General features: G+C 67.1%; 14 protein-coding genes and 3 pseudogenes. 14 read left to right on the forward strand and 3 right to left on the reverse strand.

Annotated features, from left to right (window positions below; translation table 11 throughout):
• Positions 1–550 precede the first annotated feature (550 nt).
• A complete protein-coding gene (locus ACQEV2_RS42925; protein ID WP_433055896.1) occupies positions 551–799 on the forward strand; it encodes a hypothetical protein in 249 nt (82 codons plus the stop codon).
• 152 nt (positions 800–951) lie between these two features.
• On the opposite strand, the gene ACQEV2_RS42930 is transcribed toward ACQEV2_RS42925, so the two are convergent.
• Entirely contained in the window at positions 952–1719 is a 768-nt protein-coding gene (locus ACQEV2_RS42930; RefSeq protein ID WP_433055727.1) for a transposase, read from the reverse strand.
• 76 nt (positions 1720–1795) lie between these two features.
• On the opposite strand from ACQEV2_RS42930, the gene ACQEV2_RS42935 reads away from it, so the two are divergent.
• Positions 1796–2347 carry a SigE family RNA polymerase sigma factor gene (locus ACQEV2_RS42935; protein ID WP_433055899.1) on the forward strand — a complete coding sequence of 184 codons (552 nt, stop codon included), beginning with the start codon at positions 1796–1798 and terminating at the stop codon, positions 2345–2347.
• Positions 2344–2988 (forward strand): hypothetical protein, encoded by a 645-nt coding sequence (locus ACQEV2_RS42940; protein WP_433055902.1) that lies wholly within the window; start codon positions 2344–2346, stop codon positions 2986–2988. Before ACQEV2_RS42935 ends, ACQEV2_RS42940 begins: the two co-directional genes overlap by 4 nt.
• Before the next feature lie 80 nt (positions 2989–3068).
• Here ACQEV2_RS42940 and ACQEV2_RS42945 read toward each other — a convergent pair whose 3' ends face one another.
• Positions 3069–4103, reverse strand: coding sequence for a GlxA family transcriptional regulator (locus ACQEV2_RS42945; protein WP_433055905.1), 1035 nt, complete (start codon positions 4101–4103; stop codon positions 3069–3071).
• Positions 4104–4157: 54 nt separating this feature from the next.
• Here ACQEV2_RS42945 and ACQEV2_RS42950 point away from each other — a divergent pair, with 54 nt between their 5' ends.
• The 4 genes from ACQEV2_RS42950 (at position 4158) to ACQEV2_RS42965 (ending at position 8357) form a co-directional block, all read left to right on the forward strand.
• Positions 4158–4457, forward strand: a complete 300-nt coding sequence (locus ACQEV2_RS42950; protein ID WP_433055908.1) for a putative quinol monooxygenase — start codon at positions 4158–4160, stop codon at positions 4455–4457.
• A gap of 44 nt (positions 4458–4501) precedes the next feature.
• The gene (locus ACQEV2_RS42955; protein ID WP_433055910.1) at positions 4502–5038 is read left to right on the forward strand and encodes a PaaI family thioesterase; all 537 of its coding nucleotides are present in this window, start codon (positions 4502–4504) and stop codon (positions 5036–5038) included.
• Between the two features lie 38 nt (positions 5039–5076).
• Positions 5077–5403: a DUF4326 domain-containing protein gene (locus ACQEV2_RS42960; protein WP_433055913.1), complete on the forward strand. Its 327-nt coding sequence runs from the start codon at positions 5077–5079 to the stop codon at positions 5401–5403.
• Positions 5404–5480: 77 nt separating this feature from the next.
• Entirely contained in the window at positions 5481–8357 is a 2877-nt protein-coding gene (locus ACQEV2_RS42965) for an ATP-binding protein (protein ID WP_433055916.1), read from the forward strand.
• Positions 8358–9267: 910 nt separating this feature from the next.
• On the opposite strand, the pseudogene ACQEV2_RS42970 reads toward ACQEV2_RS42965, so the two are convergent.
• Positions 9268–10459: pseudogene (locus tag ACQEV2_RS42970) on the reverse strand (IS110 family transposase).
• 342 nt (positions 10460–10801) lie between these two features.
• Between ACQEV2_RS42970 and leuA the strand changes: the two are divergent.
• From leuA to ACQEV2_RS43005, 7 genes and pseudogenes are all read left to right on the forward strand, one after another.
• Positions 10802–12652, forward strand: a complete 1851-nt coding sequence (gene leuA / locus ACQEV2_RS42975; RefSeq protein WP_433055919.1) for a 2-isopropylmalate synthase — start codon at positions 10802–10804, stop codon at positions 12650–12652.
• Positions 12653–12884: 232 nt separating this feature from the next.
• A pseudogene (locus tag ACQEV2_RS42980) lies at positions 12885–13367 on the forward strand (methyltransferase domain-containing protein); the annotation flags it as partial.
• Positions 13368–13601: 234 nt separating this feature from the next.
• A protein-coding gene (locus ACQEV2_RS42985; protein ID WP_433056110.1) for an IS5 family transposase occupies positions 13602–14401 on the forward strand; the annotation gives its coding sequence in 2 pieces (ribosomal slippage) (positions 13602–13950 and positions 13950–14401; 801 coding nt in all).
• Between the two features lie 724 nt (positions 14402–15125).
• Positions 15126–15278 (forward strand): annotated as a pseudogene (locus ACQEV2_RS42990) (metallophosphoesterase); the annotation flags it as partial.
• Positions 15275–15955 carry a 4'-phosphopantetheinyl transferase family protein gene (locus ACQEV2_RS42995; protein ID WP_433055922.1) on the forward strand — a complete coding sequence of 227 codons (681 nt, stop codon included), beginning with the start codon at positions 15275–15277 and terminating at the stop codon, positions 15953–15955. The pseudogene ACQEV2_RS42990 and the gene ACQEV2_RS42995, both read left to right, overlap by 4 nt.
• 243 nt (positions 15956–16198) lie before the next feature.
• Positions 16199–16483 (forward strand): helix-turn-helix domain-containing protein, encoded by a 285-nt coding sequence (locus ACQEV2_RS43000; protein ID WP_433055924.1) that lies wholly within the window; start codon positions 16199–16201, stop codon positions 16481–16483.
• 492 nt (positions 16484–16975) lie between these two features.
• Positions 16976–17350 (forward strand): hypothetical protein, encoded by a 375-nt coding sequence (locus ACQEV2_RS43005; RefSeq protein ID WP_433055927.1) that lies wholly within the window; start codon positions 16976–16978, stop codon positions 17348–17350.
• The last annotated feature ends 32 nt before the right edge of the window (positions 17351–17382 follow it).

Below are 17382 nucleotides of genomic sequence, written 5' to 3' on the forward strand. Positions count from 1 at the left end.
CGCCAGAAGGAAACGCGGCGGGAGTCTACAGCGCCATGGCCGCCACCTTTGGAGGTAAGCAACGGCTGCGGTGCCCGCCCATCCGTTTGCGTCTGAAGAACCGCGGAGCTTTCGCGTGTGACGAGTGCCACATGCAGTGGCGTGCCGCGTGAAGCAGCGTTTTGCAGCAGGGGTGCCGTCTGAGGGGTGGATGGGACGAGGGCCTGTCTGCTCCGGTCCCGATGGCTGGAGGCTGGTGCTGTTTGATCTATAGGAGTTATTGATGACTTCCATCGGTTCGCACAGGCGGAAGCGCGGATGGCTGGCTGTTGTTGCAAGTGCTGCGGTACTCGCGACGGGCACGGGGGTGGCGGTCGCCTCGTGCGTAAGCGCGTCGCCAGTGTCGGCAGCGCCCGCCGTCGCCTCCCTCCAGGCCGCCTCTACGGCCGGTGCTGTGAAGGTGGTTGCGCCGGGTGAGCGGATCGCTGGTGCCGGCAACAAGCTGTGGCTTACGGCGAAGGGCCTGCACGTTGTTGCCCCGAAGTCTTCGGGTACTGACAAGCCGGATGTCATGCGGGTCGCAGACGTTCTTCCTGGGAAGGTGTCCACGATCGCCCGTGGCGGCGCTTCCGGTGTGCTGTGGGCGGGGATCTACCGCGGTCCGGTGACGGCGACGACCAAGGTCACCGTCAAGCTCGGGGCTCGGACCCTTCAGGCCAAGGTCGTCACTCTTGCCGGCAAGCCCGGCTGGGGTGCCTACTACGTCCTCGCCGCGAAGGGCAAGGCGGACATGAAGCCGTCGATCACCGTCCAGAGCTAGTCAAGAACTGCCGCTGCCGTCCACGGATGGGGCGGCAGCGGCGGCTCCAGCAAGTGCCACTTCGCGCCGCCTGTCTCTTCCCTGCCGAGGTTCAGTCGTGACAAACACCGCGGAATACCGCAGGCTAGAGGTTGTCCCGTATGGGGTGTGAGTTATCCGGTGAGGGCCAGGTTGTGGAGTCGGGCGATGCCGAGCATGGCTTGGTGAACGCCGTTGCCCTTGAGCCGGCAGTCCCGCAGGATCTTCCAGTTCTTCAACCGCGACAGGGCGTGTTCCACCCGGGCTCGCGCCCGGCGGTGGACGGCGTTCTCCGCTTCCTGCTGTGGGCTGAGGTGCGTCTGACCTCGTCGTTTGCGGTGCGGGATGAGCAGGCCAGTTCCTTGGTAGCCGCCGTCGGCGATGGTCGGTGCGCCGCGGCAGGCCCGGTCGACGCCGGACTCCGTGAAGGCCCGGCAGTCGTTGCGGCTGCCGGGCAGCGGCAGGCCGATCGCCACCACCAGGCGGCTGTTGGCGTCGATCACGACTTGCACGTTCGTCGAGTACCGGTAGTTCTTGCTGGAGGCGGCCATGCTGCGGTCACGGGTGGGCACGAGGGTGCCGTCGACGATGTAGACGGTGTCTTTGCGCGGCCGGCGGGCCGGCGAGATGGCCAGCAGGGGCGCCAGGTGATCGAGGATGCGGTCGGCCGCAGACTTCGAGACCCCGAACAACGGCGCCACCTGCCGCAACGTCAGGTTCGTGCGCCAGTACGTCGCCACCAGCAACACCCGGTTCTCCAGCGGCAGCCGCCAGGGACGGCCGCGCTGAACGTCACCACCGCGACGCCGTACCAAGGCCACCAGCCTGGTGAACTGCGACTCGGTCAGCCCGGAGAACGGCTCGATCCACTTCGGATCATCCGCTGAGATCACCCCACCCATGCCCAGCCAACGCACCAACCGTCCCACCGGTTACGGGACAACCTCTAGCCAGACGCCGAACTTTGGCGAGGTCTGATTGAGTAACGCCAGTGATGACGAATTCCACAACTTCATGACAGGCCGGTGGGCCAGCCTCGTACGCACCGCGTATCTGCTGACCGGCAGCCATCACGATGCCGAAGACCTGGCCCAAAGCGCCTTGGCCCGCGCCTATGCCAAGTGGGACAAAGTGCGGCACAGCGACGATATGGCCGCGTACGTTCGCAAGATCATGATCCATGTTCACGCGGACGGGTTCCGCAGGCGAACCGTCCGGGAATGGTTCACTTCCCGGCTTCCGGAGACTGCGGTGGCCGACCGGACCGCCCAGGTAGAACACCGCAGTGTGCTCGTCGATGCGCTCGCCAGGCTGCCGCTGCGGCAGCGGTCCGCAGTGGTGCTCCGCTACTTCGAGGACATGCCCCCCGCCCAGATCGCTGCAGCCTTGGGTATTAGGGAAAGCACCGTACGCAGCCAGATCACTCGCGGCCTGGCTGGACTCCGCGACGACGGCGTCCTGGCCGAACACCCTCAGGAAGGCCGTACGCACCCGAGCGACTCGGTCGCGCTGAAAGGAATGCCCCGATGAACCAGGACGAGACCCTGGCCGCGGCGCTCTCCGAGGCCGCAGCAGGCGTGCCGGTGGGAACGGCCCCCACGGCGGCTGTGATGCACCAGGGAAAGATGATCCGCCGACGCCACAAGGCGATGCGGTCTGCTGTCGTGGCAGCCGCGGTTCTCGTCCCGGCGGTCGGCGTGGCGTTCTCTGCAACCTTTGATCCTTCCTCTACGCCCCAGGTGCCCGCAGCGTCGACGGCTGTGAAGGTGGTTGCGCCGGGTGAGCGGATCGCTGGTGCCGGCAACAAGCTGTGGCTTACGGCGAAGGGCCTGCACGTTGTTGCCCCGAAGTCTTCGGGTACTGACAAGCCGGATGTCATGCGGGTCGCAGACGTTCTTCCTGGGAAGGTGTCCACGATCGCCCGTGGCGGCGCTTCCGGTGTGCTGTGGGCGGGGATCTACCGCGGTCCGGTGACGGCGACGACCAAGGTCACCGTCAAGCTCGGGGCTCGGACCCTTCAGGCCAAGGTCGTCACTCTTGCCGGCAAGCCCGGCTGGGGTGCCTACTACGTCCTCGCCGCGAAGGGCAAGGCGGACATGAAGCCGTCGATCACCGTCCAGGATGCCGACGGCGCGATCCTGGCGTCGCTGGCCAAGTCCGGCAAGAGCTGAACCGGCCTACGCCTCTACTGCCCTTGGTGACCGATTCGCGACACTCGAATAGGCGACTCTGCCAGTCCGCAGCCCCGGGGTCAGATACCCCGAAGGGCCATAGTGGTCTTGCCGGTGCGTTCGCGAAGGAGTACGCGCAGGGTGTTGGGGTGCTCGTAGCCGACTCTCCGAGCGATGGTTTCCAGAGGCAGCTCGGTGGTGCGCAGCAAGTGGGAAGCCTGCTCGATCCTGAGGTCCTGGATGAAGCGGATGGGTGAGGTTCCCAGGGTGCGCTGGATGGAGCGTTGCAGCGTGCGGTTGCTGACGCCGATGGCTTGGGCGGCTTCGGGGATGCTGATGGGTCCGGCCAGACGTTCACGGACCCAGCGTTCGAACGCCGCGACGGTGGAATCGCTCTGCGCCAGGGCACTGGGGATGGTGTAGGCGGACTGTGACGGGCGTTCGTCAACCACCAGGTAGCGGGCCACCAGGTCGGCCACGGCAGGGCTGCTCGCTCGGACGATCGCCAGGGTGAGGTCAACGTGTCCGAAGGCTGCACCTGCGGTAGTGACGCCGTCCGAAACGATGACCATCCGGCTCTGATCTAGCTGAACCCCCGGGTACCTCGCGCGGAAGACCGGCGCCAGCCACCAGGTCGTCGTTGCGCGCAGGCCATCCAAGACTCCCGCCTCAGCCAAGAGGAAGGTGCCCGTGCAAGCCGAGGCGATGGCGGTGCCGCGTTCACGGGCTCGTGCGATCAGATTCCGGACGGGAAGCGACTGGTCACCACTGACGTGGTCGAGCAGCGCTGCGGAGCGGCGTGCCGCCAGGGCGGGGACAATCAGCAGATCTGCCGCATCGGCGTGCGCGAGGGGCTTGGCCGCAACCAAGTGGCCGGCGCCGGTGCGTATCTGGGGCTGGAGGCCGACCGTGGTCACATTCCAAGACGGCGGTTCGACGATCTCCTCGCCCATCGCGTCGGCTTCCTCGCCCATCGCGTTGGCGCTGTCCAGTACGTCGAGGATCGCCGCGAGGCCGGAGTCGAATACCCCGTCGTAGACGAGAACCGCAACCTTCATGGCGTAAACACTATCAATGATGTCGTTCTTGCCGCTGATGTGGTTGCTGATCTGCAACGTAGGTTCATTGCGTGCCGGAGATTCGGCGGCTTTCCCACACAAGGAGTGATCATGATGAAGATAGGTCTGCTGGCCCGTATCGAGGCTAAGCCCGAGTACGCCGACAAGGTCGAGACGATGCTGCGCGGCGCGGTGGCGCTGGCCGAGCAGGAGCAGCACACGGTGACCTGGTTCTCATTCCGCCTGGACGCCACCACCTTCGGGGTGTTCGACACGTTCGACGACGAGCAGGGGCGTCAGGGCCATCTGGAAGGCGAGATCGCCGCCGCGCTCATGGGTGCCGCGGAGACCATGCTCAGCTCGGCTCCGGTCATCACCCCTGTGGACCTGCTCGGGGTCAAGATCTCCTGACGGGGTTGGCGCATCACATTCGAGCGAGGAGACGGAGAACACTCATGACAGCGACCGCGAACCCCCCCGGGCTGCGTTCACGCACCCACACCTGGCAGCAGCCACTTCCCTGGAGCGAGGTCAGCGATCTGACCGGTCTGGAGCTGCTGCAGAAGATTCTCAAAGATGAGATTCCGGAGCCGCCCATCGCCGGAACGCTCGGATTCCATCTGGTGGAGGCTGGGGAGGGCACAGCAGCGTTCGAGGGCGACCCCGGTGAGCACCTGCTCAACCCGATGGGGACTGTGCATGGGGGCTTCTTGGCCACGCTGCTCGATTCCGCCCTGGGCTGTGCGATCGCCACCGTACTGCCCAGGGGCCGCGCCTATACCACGGTGCAACTCAACGTGCACATGGTGCGCCCGGTCTTCGCCCACACCACCCGGCTGAGGTGCGAGGCGGTCACGGTCCACGTCGGCCGGACCACAGCGACGGCTGAGGCACGGGTCATCGGCACCACCGACGCCAGGCTGTACGCCCATGCCACGACGACCTGCGCGATCCTCACTTCAAACGCGGGCCCGGGCCAAAGCGCCTCCTGAACCGTTTACCCGAGAAAAATCACCAAAGAAGCAAGACCATGAGCCGTACGACGGTCGTGAACCTCAAAGGCCATCGAGACGACCCCGACTACGCTGACGTCGTCTACGTGGGCCGGGCGATGACCAGAGGCGGCTGGTATCTGGAAGGATCCCCGCTGGCCAGCCCCTTCCGCCATGGGCCTGACGGCACGCGTGAAGAAGTCCTGGCCAAATACCGCGCCTACCTTCTCGAGCGAACGGATCTCCTGGCACTCCTCCCGGGTCTGCGTGGCCGCCGCCTCGGATGCTGGTGCCTCCCCCAGCCGTGCCACGCCGAAGTGATCGCTGAACTTGCCGACTCTGATGAGAATTCCAATCTCTATTGATCTGACACTCAAAGGGTTCTTTTCGAGAATTGGGAAGGCTGATGGCGGACGGGGGTGGGAGGTGGGAAGGTGGGGGTATGTCGGGTGCGGTGCCAGGGGGTTTGTGGGAACGGGAGGTGGAGTGCGCGGCGGTGGCCGGGGCGGTGAAGGCCGCGGTACAGGGGCAGGCTGGTGTGCTGCTGGTCCAGGGGCCGGCGGGGATCGGGAAGACGCGTCTGATGGCCGAGGCCCGCACCCGCGCGGAGGAGGCTGGCGCGCTGACAGCCGCAGCGCGGGGCACGGAGCTGGAGCGGGAGTTCGCCTTCGGGGTCGTGCGACAGTGGTTCGAGCCGCTGCTGGCCGTCGCGGAGGCTGAGCGGCAGCAGGCGTGGTGGGCGGGGCCGGCCGCCCAGGCACGGGAAGTGCTGGCCGCGGTTGGCGCGCCCTCGGTGCCGTTGGGAGACTTCGCAGTGCTGCACGGCCTGTTCTGGCTGGTCGCGAATGTTTCCCAGGACCGTCCGTTGGTGCTGCTGGTTGATGATCTGCAATGGTGCGATGTGCCGTCCTTGCGGTTCCTGGCCTATCTGCTGCCGCGGCTGGAGGGCTTGCCGGTATTGGTGTCGGCCGCACTGCGCAGTGGGGAGGCGGCCACCGACGAGCGGCTGCTGGCCCAGGTCACTGCCGATCCGTCGGTGCAGGTGGTGCGTCCAGGCCCGCTGAGTGCTGCTGCGGCCGCCCGGCTGCTGGAGCAGGCCCTACCCGGACCGGTAGAGGACGCCTTCACGGCCGCCTGCCATCGAGCGAGCGGCGGCAACCCGCTGCTGCTGGCCGAACTCGCCCGCACCCTGACCGCGCAAGGGATGGCGGCCAACTCCGCCAACGCCGACAAAGTGGCGGAGCTAGGGCCCCAGGCGGTGGCCCGACTGGTGGCGGCGCGGATGGCCCGGCTCCCGGCCGCCACGGCGGCCCTGCCCCAAGCGGTCGCCGTGCTCGGCGGCGAGACCGACTTGGCCACCGCCACGAGTCTGGCTGGCACCCTGGCTCTGAGCATGGGCACCGCCAGCCCGGCCCAGGCCACTCCCACCGCTGGGCTGGAGGCCGCGGCGGCCCTGGAGCAGCTGGAGATCCTGCACCTGGGCCAGGAAGGCGCCAGAATCCGGCTGTCGTTCGTGCACCCGCTGGTCCGCTCCGCCGTCTACCACGCCCTCAACCCCGCCGAACGGGCCGCCGCCCACCAGCACGCCGCCCGGCTACTCACCCGTGCCGGGGCTGACCCCGAACGCATCGCCGCCCACCTGCTGCAGACTTTTGCCACCGGCAACCCGGACACGGTCGACACGCTGCGGGAAGCCGCCACCGTCGCCACCAGCCGCGGCGCCCCGGGCAGCGCCTACGTCTACCTGCGCCGCGCCCTGATCGAACCACCTCCACCCAACCAGCACCTGCAAGTGCTAATCGCGGCCGGACAGGCAGCTCTCCTGGTCGACGTCGAAGCCGCCGCCAGCCTGCTGCAGCAGGCCTACGACCACACCACCGACCCCGTCAAGCGCGCAGACCTCGCCGCCCTGCTCGGCACCGCCTACGTCTCCTTGTGCGCCCCCGATCGCGGCATTGCCCTGCAGGCTGAAACCCTCACCAAGCTCCCGGACGCCGACCAGGACCGCAGACGCCGCCTGCAAGCAGGCATCCTCACCGCAGAGACCGTGTACCTTCCAGACCGTGATGATGCCCAGATGAACTGGGACGGAATACGCCACCTGCCCGACTATGACTGCCTCGGCAGCCACCTACTCAACTGCGCCATCGCCTGCCGCGAAACCGCGCTGTGTGACCCAGCCGCCGCACAACGCGCCCGCCGTGCCTTCGCCGACGGAACCCTCATCAGCAAGGCCGCTGGCGATATCGCCTTCGACGGCGGAATCATCGTTTTGCTAGCCGCCGAGGATGACACGGTAATGAGGAAGCTCGACACACTGATCGAGCAGGCACATCACCATGGCTCACTGCTCGCTCTGGCGCCGACGTACGCCCAACGCAGTTACGGCTGGCTGGGTCGAGGCCAGCTGTCCGAGGCCGAGTGCGACGCCCGGGAATCCCTGCGCCTGGCAGCGCTGTCGGCAGTCAGCGTCGGCTCATACTTCGCCGACTCGTTCCTTGCCGAGACCCTGACCGAACAGGGCCGCTTGGACGAGGCCGAGCAGGCGCTGGCCGAGATTGGCGTCACTACCGCGACCAACCCCGAGGGTCCCACATACGTCGCCTGGACGATTCTCGTCCGCCTACAGCGACTGCACGGCGATCATGAAGCCGCGCTGGATGCCGCTCAACGGGCCAGGGAAGCCTGTGATGCTTACGGCATCCGCAACCCGGCCCTCTGCGGCTGGCGCAGCGAGGCGGCGCTGGCGCTGCACGCCCTGGACCGCCGCGAGGAGGCCCGTGACATGGCGACCGAAGAACTGGCCCTGGCGCGGCAGTGGGGTGCCCCGCGGACGCTGGGCCGAGCGCTACGGGTGTCCGGCCTGGTCATTGGAGGCAGTAAGGGCCTGGACCTGCTGCGGGAGGCGGTGACAGCGCTGGAGGGTTCCACGGCCCGGCTGGAGCACGCCATGGCGCTGACCGACCTGGGGGCGTCTCTGCGCCGCGCCGGGCACCGCATCGAGGCCCGCCCGCCGCTGCGGCAGGCTCTGGATCTGGCCACCCGATGCGGCGCGACTCCCCTGGCGGACCGGGCCCGCACCGAACTCGCCGCCGCCGGCGGCCGCCCTCGGCGCACCGCGCTGACTGGACCCGCCGCGCTGACACCCAGCGAACGCCGGATCGCCGCACTGGCCGCCGAAGGAGCCACCAACCGGCAGATCGCCCAGCAGCTGTACGTCACCCCCAAGACCGTCGAGGTCCACCTGTCTGCTGCCTACCGCAAACTCGGTATCACCACCCGAACCCAGCTCCCGGCAGCCTGTTCGTTGACCGAGTGAGTGATCATCAAGGCGCAAGCACACCGGCATCCTGACGGACGGTAGGCCGCTCTCCGGATCCAGTCCTTCACCGAGACCATTATCGAGGCAGGGCAGATCGCCCAGATTCTTTCCACGCATGTCGCGACCAGCGGCCGGCCCTGGGAGACCCGCGAGCGGCTGCTGGACCACTGGGCCCGCCAGTTCTGAAGATCGCGATGACCGGGCGGGAGCTCTCCGCCCCGAGTTGGGCGGATGCCGGCCAAGCTGATCGCCGAGGCCGCCTGGGTCACAGCAGCGAGGGCAGCATGCGCGAGCACCTGCATCAACCTCAACCCGTAGTGTCCGGCGGTGACGTTCGCTGAGCAGGTCGAGGGGCTGACCAGCCCGCATGCCCGGTACACTCCGCTGCTGAGCATGCTGCTCACCTCGATCGCCGCATCTCTGGCGGGCCCGCCAGGTGCGCGGTTCGCGGCCGCGCTGAGCATCTGCGTCGCCAAGGACAAGCCCCTTGAACTCCTCAGCGGGTACCGGAGTTGCCGCAGGCCAGTGTGCGTGCCCTCGAGGTCGACGGCTTCGCACTGCGCAAGGCGACTCCTACGCCACGATCCTGGTGGACCGGGAAGAGCGGCCCTGGCGATGTGCTGCCGCGACCGGGCCGGGGCTACGCCGAAGGCGCTCGCAGCGAGGCTCCGCCAGCCCGGCAAGGGGCGGACGCCTAGGCACCTGCTGGCGCAACCTCGCCGAGGCGGTGGAAAAACGGTCGGCGCCCATCCCCCGTCAAAGCCACCACCGGGCATGATCCTGGAAGACCACAGGCCCTACCTGCACGAACGCTGGCGCACGGGCTGCCAGGACATCCCCCAGCTGCACCAGGGACTGCGCCCACGGGGCTTCACCGGCAGCATTCAGTGATTCCTAGTGTCGTCTGTCAAGCCGCGGGGGCGTTTGGCGGCGTGAGTTCGTAGCACCGTCCATCGCGTAGGAGTGCCCAGAGGACGTTCACACGGCGGCGGGCAAGGGCGAGGACGGCCTGGGTGTGGCGCTTGCCCTCGGCCCGTTTGCGGCCGTAGAACTGACGCGACTCATCGCAGTGCCGGATGCTGAACAACGCCGAGATATAGAAGACGCGTTGGAGGCGGCGGTGGTATCGCTGCGGGCGCCGCAGGTTGCCGCTGACTTTCCCGGAATCGCGGGGCACCGGGGCCACTCCGGCGAAGCTGGCGAGACGGTCGGCGGTGGCGAAGAGTGTCATGTCGCCGCCGGTGGCGGCCAGGAACTCGGCGCCGAGGATGATGCCTAGGCCGGGCATGCTGGTGATCACGTCGAGGGTGGGGTGGTCGCGAAACCTGGCCTCGATGTCCTTGTCGAGCTCGGCTATCTGCTGATTGAGGCCCATTACATCCTGCGCCAGTGTGCGGACCAGCTGGGCGGCCAGCTTCTCTCCGGGCAGGCCGGTGTGCTGCCGTTCGGCGGCTTGGACGGCGATTTGGGCGAGTCGGTCGGGGCGCACCACGCGACGGTTGCGCAGCCAGGTCCCCAGCCGCTTGGCGCCGATCCGGCGGATGGCCACCGGGGTCTGGTAGCCGGTCAGCAGGGTGAGCGGGCCGGTGTTGGTCAGATCCAACACTCGTTCCAGGCCGAGAAAGACGCCGGTGAGCTGGGCTCGCAAGCGATTGACCGTGCGGGTGCGGTCGGCGACCAGGTCCATGCGCCGGCCAGTGAGGATCTTGAGGTCGGTGACGGTGTCGTCGGCGACGGGTAAGGGGTGCAGGTCGCGGCGGACGCGGACCTGGTCGGCGATGACTGCGGCGTCCATGGCATCGGTTTTGCCCTCGCCGCGGTAGCTCTCGGAGGCGCGATGGATGGCCCGGCCGGAGACGTAATGCACCGGCTGGCCGTGGTTGAGGAGGATCGTGATGGCCAGGGCGGCTCCGCCGTCGGCCAGGTCGATGCCCCAGATCACCTCATCGCCCAGGGCCAGGACAGCGGCGAGGAGTTCGAGCAGCTCGGGTCCGTCGTTAGTGACGCGACAGCAGCCGACGGCCGCTCTCGTCGATTGCGACACAGTGGTGATAGCTCTTGCCTACATCGATGCCAAGAGCCTGCTTGAAACAGCCCAGCTACCGCCACAGCGAGTTCAGTTCACGCTTTCGGGCGTAGATGAGCCAGGAGACATGCTCGATCAGCCAGCTCATGCGGGACATCGAGCATGGAAGGGTACGGAACCAACGGAGCCCCTTGGTCGCCTGTGTGATGAGTGAGATCACCACGCCAACGACGAGGGGCTCCGCCATGCCACCGCCCCTGCTGACCAGCCCATTCACCCCTGCAGCACGGGATGAAAGAGGCTCAGTAAGCATCCATTACTCATGCAGGACCCCCTCCCTCGGGCGCACGGTGTCTCAGTGGCGGCCCGACTCCCGCCTTATTTGGCCTACAGCGGACGTGAGGGAGGACAATAGATGCCCGGCGATAGCGGATATCGACGCGGTCCCACGTCCGTCACGAATGCGACGCACACTCAGAAGCCCTCAGGCATGCCGGTCCACAAGTACGGCCGCTACGAGCAGGTCGACATCCCTGACCGCACCTGGCCGGAGAAGCGGATCACCCAGGCCCCCCGTTGGCTGTCGACCGACCTGCGCGACGGCAACCAGGCCCTGATCGACCCCATGTCGCCCGAGCGCAAGCGCCGGATGTTCGACCAGCTGGTCAAGATGGGCTACAAGGAGATCGAGGTCGGCTTCCCGGCCTCGGGCCAGACCGACTTCGACTTCGTACGGTCGATCATCGAGGAACCGGGGGCCATCCCCGACGACGTCACCATCTCCGTGCTGACCCAGGCCCGCGAGGACCTGATCGAGCGGACGGTGGAGTCCCTGAAGGGCGCCAGGCGCGCGACCGTGCACCTGTACAACGCCACCGCGCCGGTCTTCCGCCGGGTCGTCTTCCGCGGCTCCAAGGACGACATCAAGCAGATCGCCGTCGACGGCACGCGGCTGGTCATGGAGTACGCCGAGAAGCTGCTGGGCCCGGAGACCGAGTTCGGCTACCAGTACAGCCCCGAGATCTTCACCGACACCGAGCTGGACTTCGCGCTGGAGGTCTGCGAGGCGGTCATGGACGTCTGGCAGCCCGGTCCGGGCCGCGAGATCATCCTCAACCTGCCCGCCACCGTAGAGCGTTCGACGCCGTCCACGCACGCGGACCGCTTCGAGTGGATGGGCCGCAACCTCTCCCGCCGCGAGTACGTCTGCCTGTCGATCCACCCGCACAACGACCGCGGTACGGCCGTGGCGGCGGCCGAGCTGGCGCTGATGGCCGGCGCCGACCGCGTCGAGGGCTGTCTGTTCGGGCAGGGCGAGCGCACCGGCAACGTCGACCTGGTCACCCTGGGCATGAACCTGTTCTCGCAGGGCGTCGACCCGCAGATCGACTTCTCCGACATCGACGAGATCCGTCGCGTGTGGGAGTACTGCAACCAGATGGAGGTCCACCCGCGCCATCCGTACGTGGGCGACCTGGTCTACACGTCCTTCTCCGGCTCCCACCAGGACGCCATCAAGAAGGGCTTCGACGCCATGGAGGCCGACGCGGCCGCCAAGGGCGTCACCGTCGACGACATCGAGTGGGCCGTGCCCTACCTGCCGATCGACCCGAAGGACGTCGGCCGCTCCTACGAGGCGGTCATCCGCGTCAACTCGCAGTCCGGCAAGGGCGGTATCGCGTACGTCCTGAAGAACGACCACAAGCTGGACCTGCCGCGCCGGATGCAGATCGAGTTCTCGAAGATCATCCAGGCGAAGACGGACGCCGAGGGCGGCGAGGTCACCGGCTCCGACATCTGGGCGGTCTTCCAGGACGAGTACCTGCCGAACCCCGAGAACCCGTGGGGTCGCATCCAGCTGATCACCCATGACCTGGATCGCGCCCCCTCAGGACACGAGCGCCTCCGCGCGCACGTACTGCTCGACGGACGACTACTGCAGCTGCGTGGTGAGGGCAATGGCCCGATCGACGCGTTCTTCGACGCCCTGGCCAATGCAGGTGTTCAGGCGCAGCTGACCGACTACGTCCAGCAAACCCAGGCTCAAGGCGCGGCAGCCCGTTCGGCGGCTTACGTCGAGTGCAGGATCGGCGACCACGTGGTGTGGGGAGCGGGCCTCCAGGTGAGCATCGTGCGTGCAAGCCTCGAAGCGGTCCTCAGCGCGGTGAACCGGGCAGCGCGGCTACCCGTAAGAGGCAGGTATTCATCTGGTCACTCCAACCCCGAGGTTGAAACAATCAACCCGAGCATGGCGCAACGCGCGTAAAGCTATGGAGAAAGAAAACGAGATGCCCGGCTCAGACTTCCCCGGATGGGGCGATATTGCCTTCCAATCGAAGGACTCTGACGCCATACGATCGATGATCGCTCAGGACGGCGATAACCCCTGGCTGACCCTGGGAATCATGGAGCAGATTGAGGACGAGGACCTCCTTGCCGCCTGGGACGCCGTGCTCGACGTCCAGACTCAGCTCCTCGCCGATGGTGAGGTTGCCTGGATGAAGAGCCACGGTCTGGGGGAGGGTGAAGTGCCCGGAATTCTCGAGATTGGAAGTGCCAACGGATTCTATGGATCCCACCTGGCCTGGAGTCTGCCCGAAGTGCCGGTCTTCGGCGTCGAAGCCAATCCCTACCTCGCGGCCCGTCTGGCCGACGCCCAGTGCCCCCCGAACTACGGGATTCAGATCTGCAAGGTGGGCGACGACCCGCTTCCCGGGCACATCGAAAACCACTTCAGCAGCTGCGTGTTGCGCTTCGTGGCTCAGCACGTCTCCGACCCAGTCAAGCTTATGCGCGCCGTATACAAGGCTCTGCCATCTGGCGGCAAAATGTTCATCATCGAGGAGGATGACGCCCTGTTCGCCTCGTACCCGCCCTCGGCTCCGCTGGAGACGGCGTTCGACATCTGGCGTCGTGTCACGAGGGCTGGTGGCAGCAACAGCAAGATCGGGCGTGCGCTCCCTTCACTTGTGAAGCGGGCCGGCTTCGAAATCGAGGTCTTCGACATCGTCCTGCGTAACAGCGTGGAGGCCGGGCCGCTGCTGAGTGCACTGTTCGCTAACGCCACCCGGGTGTTCCGGCTCACGGACCCGTCCCTGGTGAGCGAGCAGGAGCACGACCTCGTTGCGACCGAGCTGAGAGCCCCCGCCCCCACACTGGCCGAGGTGCTAAGACGTCATCTCATTTGGGTCGGTAGCCTGTCGGTCGTGGTTTCGATCGTGGAGCGGCTGGTGCCGGATGAGTTGTGGGAGTTGTTCCAGCGGGTGGTCCCGGAGGCTCCATCGCGGCCTCAGGGTGGTGGCCGACGCCGACACGGTGACCGGGAGGTGCTGGCCGCCATCGTGTTCGTGGCCACGTCGGGCTGCACGTGGCAGCAGTTGCCGTCCGCGTCGTTCGGGCCGTCGGGAGCGACGGCTCACCGGCGCTTTGCCGAGTGGTCGAAGGCCCGGGTGTGGGCCAAGCTCCATCGCCTGGTCCTCGACGAACTCGGCTCCCGCGGCGAGCTGGACTGGTCCCGCTGCGCGATCGACTCGGTGAACATGCGGGCCCTGAAAAGGGGGAGCTGACAGGCCCGAATCCTGTCGACCGGGGCAAGTACGGCTCGAAGATCCACTTGATCACCGAGCGGACCGGTCTGCCCCTGTCCGTCGGAATCTCGGGGGCGAACCTGCACGACAGCCAGGCGCTGATCCCGCTGGTGAAGGGGATACCGCCGATCCGCTCCCGGCGCGGACGCCGGCGGCGCAGACCGGGAAAGCTCCACGCAGACAAGGGATACGACTACGACCACCTGCGGCGATGGTTACGCGGGCGCGGCATCCGGCACCGCATCGCCCGCAAGGGCATGGAGTCCTCGACCCGTCTGGGCCGCCACCGCTGGACCATAGAACGCACGATGTCCTGGCTTGCCGGATGCCGCAGACTGCACCGCCGCTACGAGCGCAAAGCCGACCACTTCCTGGCCTTCACCAGCATCGCCTGCACCCTCATCTGCTACCGCAGACTCACCAAATGAGATGGCGTCTAATAACCTACCCGCAATTCCTACTGACCGCGGTGAAGAAGTGAGCACATACCCCCGCGAGCACCGGCGCTTCAGACCAGCCAATCTTCAAGCGCTTCGAGTCTTATGGGGGCTCAACCTATCCCGAGTTGTGTGGGGTCGGTTAGTGGAATCTCAGCTCCGTCATGATCGGCCCCTTCAACAGCAGGTAGCAGGTCGCCATGTGTCGCGACCAGCGTGGAGAGTTGGGCGCGCCGAACGCTGGGATCGCTACAGAGAAGCCTGTTCAGGGCTGCGCATTCTGGAACCCGACTCCATTCCGACCCAGAGCAGACCACTTCCACACAACTCGATGCAGGCCGGAGCCTCCACCGATCCCCGAGCGCTTCACTCGTGCACGACGTCCAACGGCGGCCGGTTCAGACGCTTACGATCCCAAATCAACAAGGCGTATGCCGAGCTCGGGGCGTTGGTCGAGCCGGCACGAGCCTCCAAACCGAAGGACAAGCCCGCCTCGAACGTCCCACGCCCTATTGAGCTTCTTCAGCGTTGCCGCTCCAGGAGGGAGGGCGGCTGCGAATCTTCAGGGTGCAGCAAAGCCCCCAACTTGGTTCGCACTCTAACGAGGTTCCAGATGCCCAGTTCTTCTCGCCATACGAGACGGATCTCAGCTTTGGCAGCATCAAAACCGTAGCCCCACACACGCGTGCAGTCGTCGGAGTAGGAGCAGACATGCCACGTCCCCATCCCGCGGACCACCTGGCACGAGGGCGTCCGCTTCGAGGAGGTGTCGGTGGGCTACCCCCGCGAGTGGCGCAAGCGACCGGACCCGCCGGGACGACTGCGCCGGATTCTGCCCGGTGTGTCCAGGGAGGACGGGGCCCGTTGATCGAGGAACTGCTGCCGGACACGGTGGTCACCGTCGAGGCGTTCGGCGACGAAGAGCCCCCGAACACCGTCCTGTACCCCGAGGAGGAGGCGGTCGTGCTCCGGGCGGTCGACAAGCGTCGCCGGGAGTTCGCCGTCGTACGCTCCTGCGCCCGCCGTGCCATGGAGAAGCTCGGCGTGTCACCCCAGCCGATCCTGCCCGGCGAATGCGGCGCCCCCGCCTGGCCGGCGGGCCTGGCGGGCAGCATGACCCACTGCGACGGCTACGGCGCCGCCGCACTGGTCCGCGCCACCGACCTGGCCTCCCTCGGCATCGACGCCGAACCCCACCAGACGCTCCCGGAAGGCGTCCTCCCGGCCGTCGTCCTGCCCGCCGAGGCGGACCGGTTGCGCCGGCTGGCCGGCGACCGCCCCGGCATCCACTGGGGCCGGCTCCTGTTCAGCGCCAAGGAATCCGTCTACAAGGCGTGGTTCCCCCTCACCGGACGGTGGCTGGACTTCACCGAGGCCGACATCGACGTCTTCGCCGACCCCGGTGAGCAGTACAGCGGTGGCTTCCGCGCCCGGCTCCTCGTCCCCGGCCCGTGGGTGGGCGACCGCCGGGTCGACCTCTTCGAAGGCCGGTGGACGGTCCGGCGGGGGCTGGTGGCGACAGCGGTGAGCGTGCCCCACAGTTGAGCCCTTGGGGCGCCCGCGGGAGAGTCTCCATTACCGTCTTCGTGGCCCTGCAAGGGGGGCACCTCAAGTGATCAGCGCACCACCCGCAGATGATCATGTGGTCGTGGAGGAACAGGTGCGTGACTACGGGTTTTCGCCGGCTCAGCAGGACGAGATCTGGAGACGCTGGCATTAGGGGCAGTCGTTCAGCTTCTCGGGGCGCCGATGCACCACGGCCGCCGGTTCCTGCACCAGAGCGGCGGCGTGCGCCAGGCGCCACAGCGGCGGTCAACGCGGCATCTGACCGGCAGCGAACGCGAGGAGATATCCCGCGGTATCGCGGCTGGCGAGTCTGCCCGGCAGCTGGCGTGGCGCCTGGGCAGGTCACCGTCGACCGTCTCCCGGGAGATTGCCCGCAACGGCGGTCGGGCCCGCTGCCGGGCCGCAGACGCGACCGCCTACGCGCGCGGGCGCCGACCCAAGCTGGCCAAGCTCGGCCAACAATCTGCTCTCCGTTCGCTGGTGGAGGCCAAGCTGGCGCTGTGCTAGTCGCCCGAGCAGATACGCGGGTTGGCTGCGGCGACAATTCCCCTGCCCGTCTCCCTGCAGGTCGCGCACGAGGCGATCTACCTCTCGCGCTACGACCCGCGACGCCGTCAGGCGATCGACCGCAGCCTCACCCAGCAGCGGTGGACAGCCCGTCCTATGCGCCGGCCGAAGATTGCCCGTCGGCCCACTGGGCGCCGGGACGTCGCCAATCCAATTTGATTCAAGGGTGATTGATGACAGGGTTTGGCGACAGATAAGCTCCGCTCCCCCACACGGAAGGCGCGCAGATGGCGAACCTGATCTAAAAGCGGGTCTCGACCCACCAGCAGTCGACCGCCCGACAGAACCTCGTCCTCGCTGAGGCCGGATCGAGGAACCGGTCACCTTCGAGGAAGAGGCCAGCGCCTCCACCCGCTCCAGCGCCCAGTTCGCGAGCTGCTGACGTACGCGCGGCCGGGCGACACCGTGCACATCTCCGAGATGCTCCACTTCGTGCGCTTCACCAAGCACATCCTCGACGTGCTCGTCCTCCACCGCGACCGCCTCGCCCTGCGCATCCACGACGGTACGTTCTCCACAATGGACCTCACCGCACGCCACCCGCGTACAGGAAAGCTACTGTCCACGGTGAAGTTCATGGCGCAGACCCTCGCGGCCGCCGGCGAGCGGCGTGATCCACAGCGCGAGCTGACCTATGACAGGCTGCGGGCCGCCGAGGCGAAGGGCAACAAGGGAAACCGCCTGAAGAAGGCCATGGTGGACCAGAGGTTCAAGGGCGAGGCCATCATCCACGCTCGAGATCGCCTTCGAAGGCAGCCTCACCCCCAGCCACTGCCACTCAACAACCAAGGCGGGCCCTTAAATTGACACCCCTCGCCCGCAGCAGTCCACAACGCTGC

The organism is Streptomyces sp. CA-251387 (assembly GCF_050936625.1).
Taxonomy (GTDB): domain Bacteria; phylum Actinomycetota; class Actinomycetes; order Streptomycetales; family Streptomycetaceae; genus Streptomyces.

Excerpts from the sequence above, each read along its gene's own strand:
- ACQEV2_RS42925 (WP_433055896.1), top strand. The coding sequence starts at position 551 with ATGCGGGTCGCAGACGTTCTTCCTGGGAAGGTGTCCACGATCGCCCGT.
- ACQEV2_RS42930 (WP_433055727.1), bottom strand. The coding sequence starts at position 1,719 with ATGGGTGGGGTGATCTCAGCGGATGATCCGAAGTGGATCGAGCCGTTC.
- ACQEV2_RS42940 (WP_433055902.1), top strand. The coding sequence starts at position 2,344 with ATGAACCAGGACGAGACCCTGGCCGCGGCGCTCTCCGAGGCCGCAGCA.
- ACQEV2_RS42950 (WP_433055908.1), top strand. The coding sequence starts at position 4,158 with ATGATGAAGATAGGTCTGCTGGCCCGTATCGAGGCTAAGCCCGAGTAC.
- ACQEV2_RS42955 (WP_433055910.1), top strand. The coding sequence starts at position 4,502 with ATGACAGCGACCGCGAACCCCCCCGGGCTGCGTTCACGCACCCACACC.
- ACQEV2_RS42960 (WP_433055913.1), top strand. The coding sequence starts at position 5,077 with ATGAGCCGTACGACGGTCGTGAACCTCAAAGGCCATCGAGACGACCCC.
- ACQEV2_RS42965 (WP_433055916.1), top strand. The coding sequence starts at position 5,481 with ATGTCGGGTGCGGTGCCAGGGGGTTTGTGGGAACGGGAGGTGGAGTGC.
- leuA (WP_433055919.1), top strand. The coding sequence starts at position 10,802 with ATGCCCGGCGATAGCGGATATCGACGCGGTCCCACGTCCGTCACGAAT.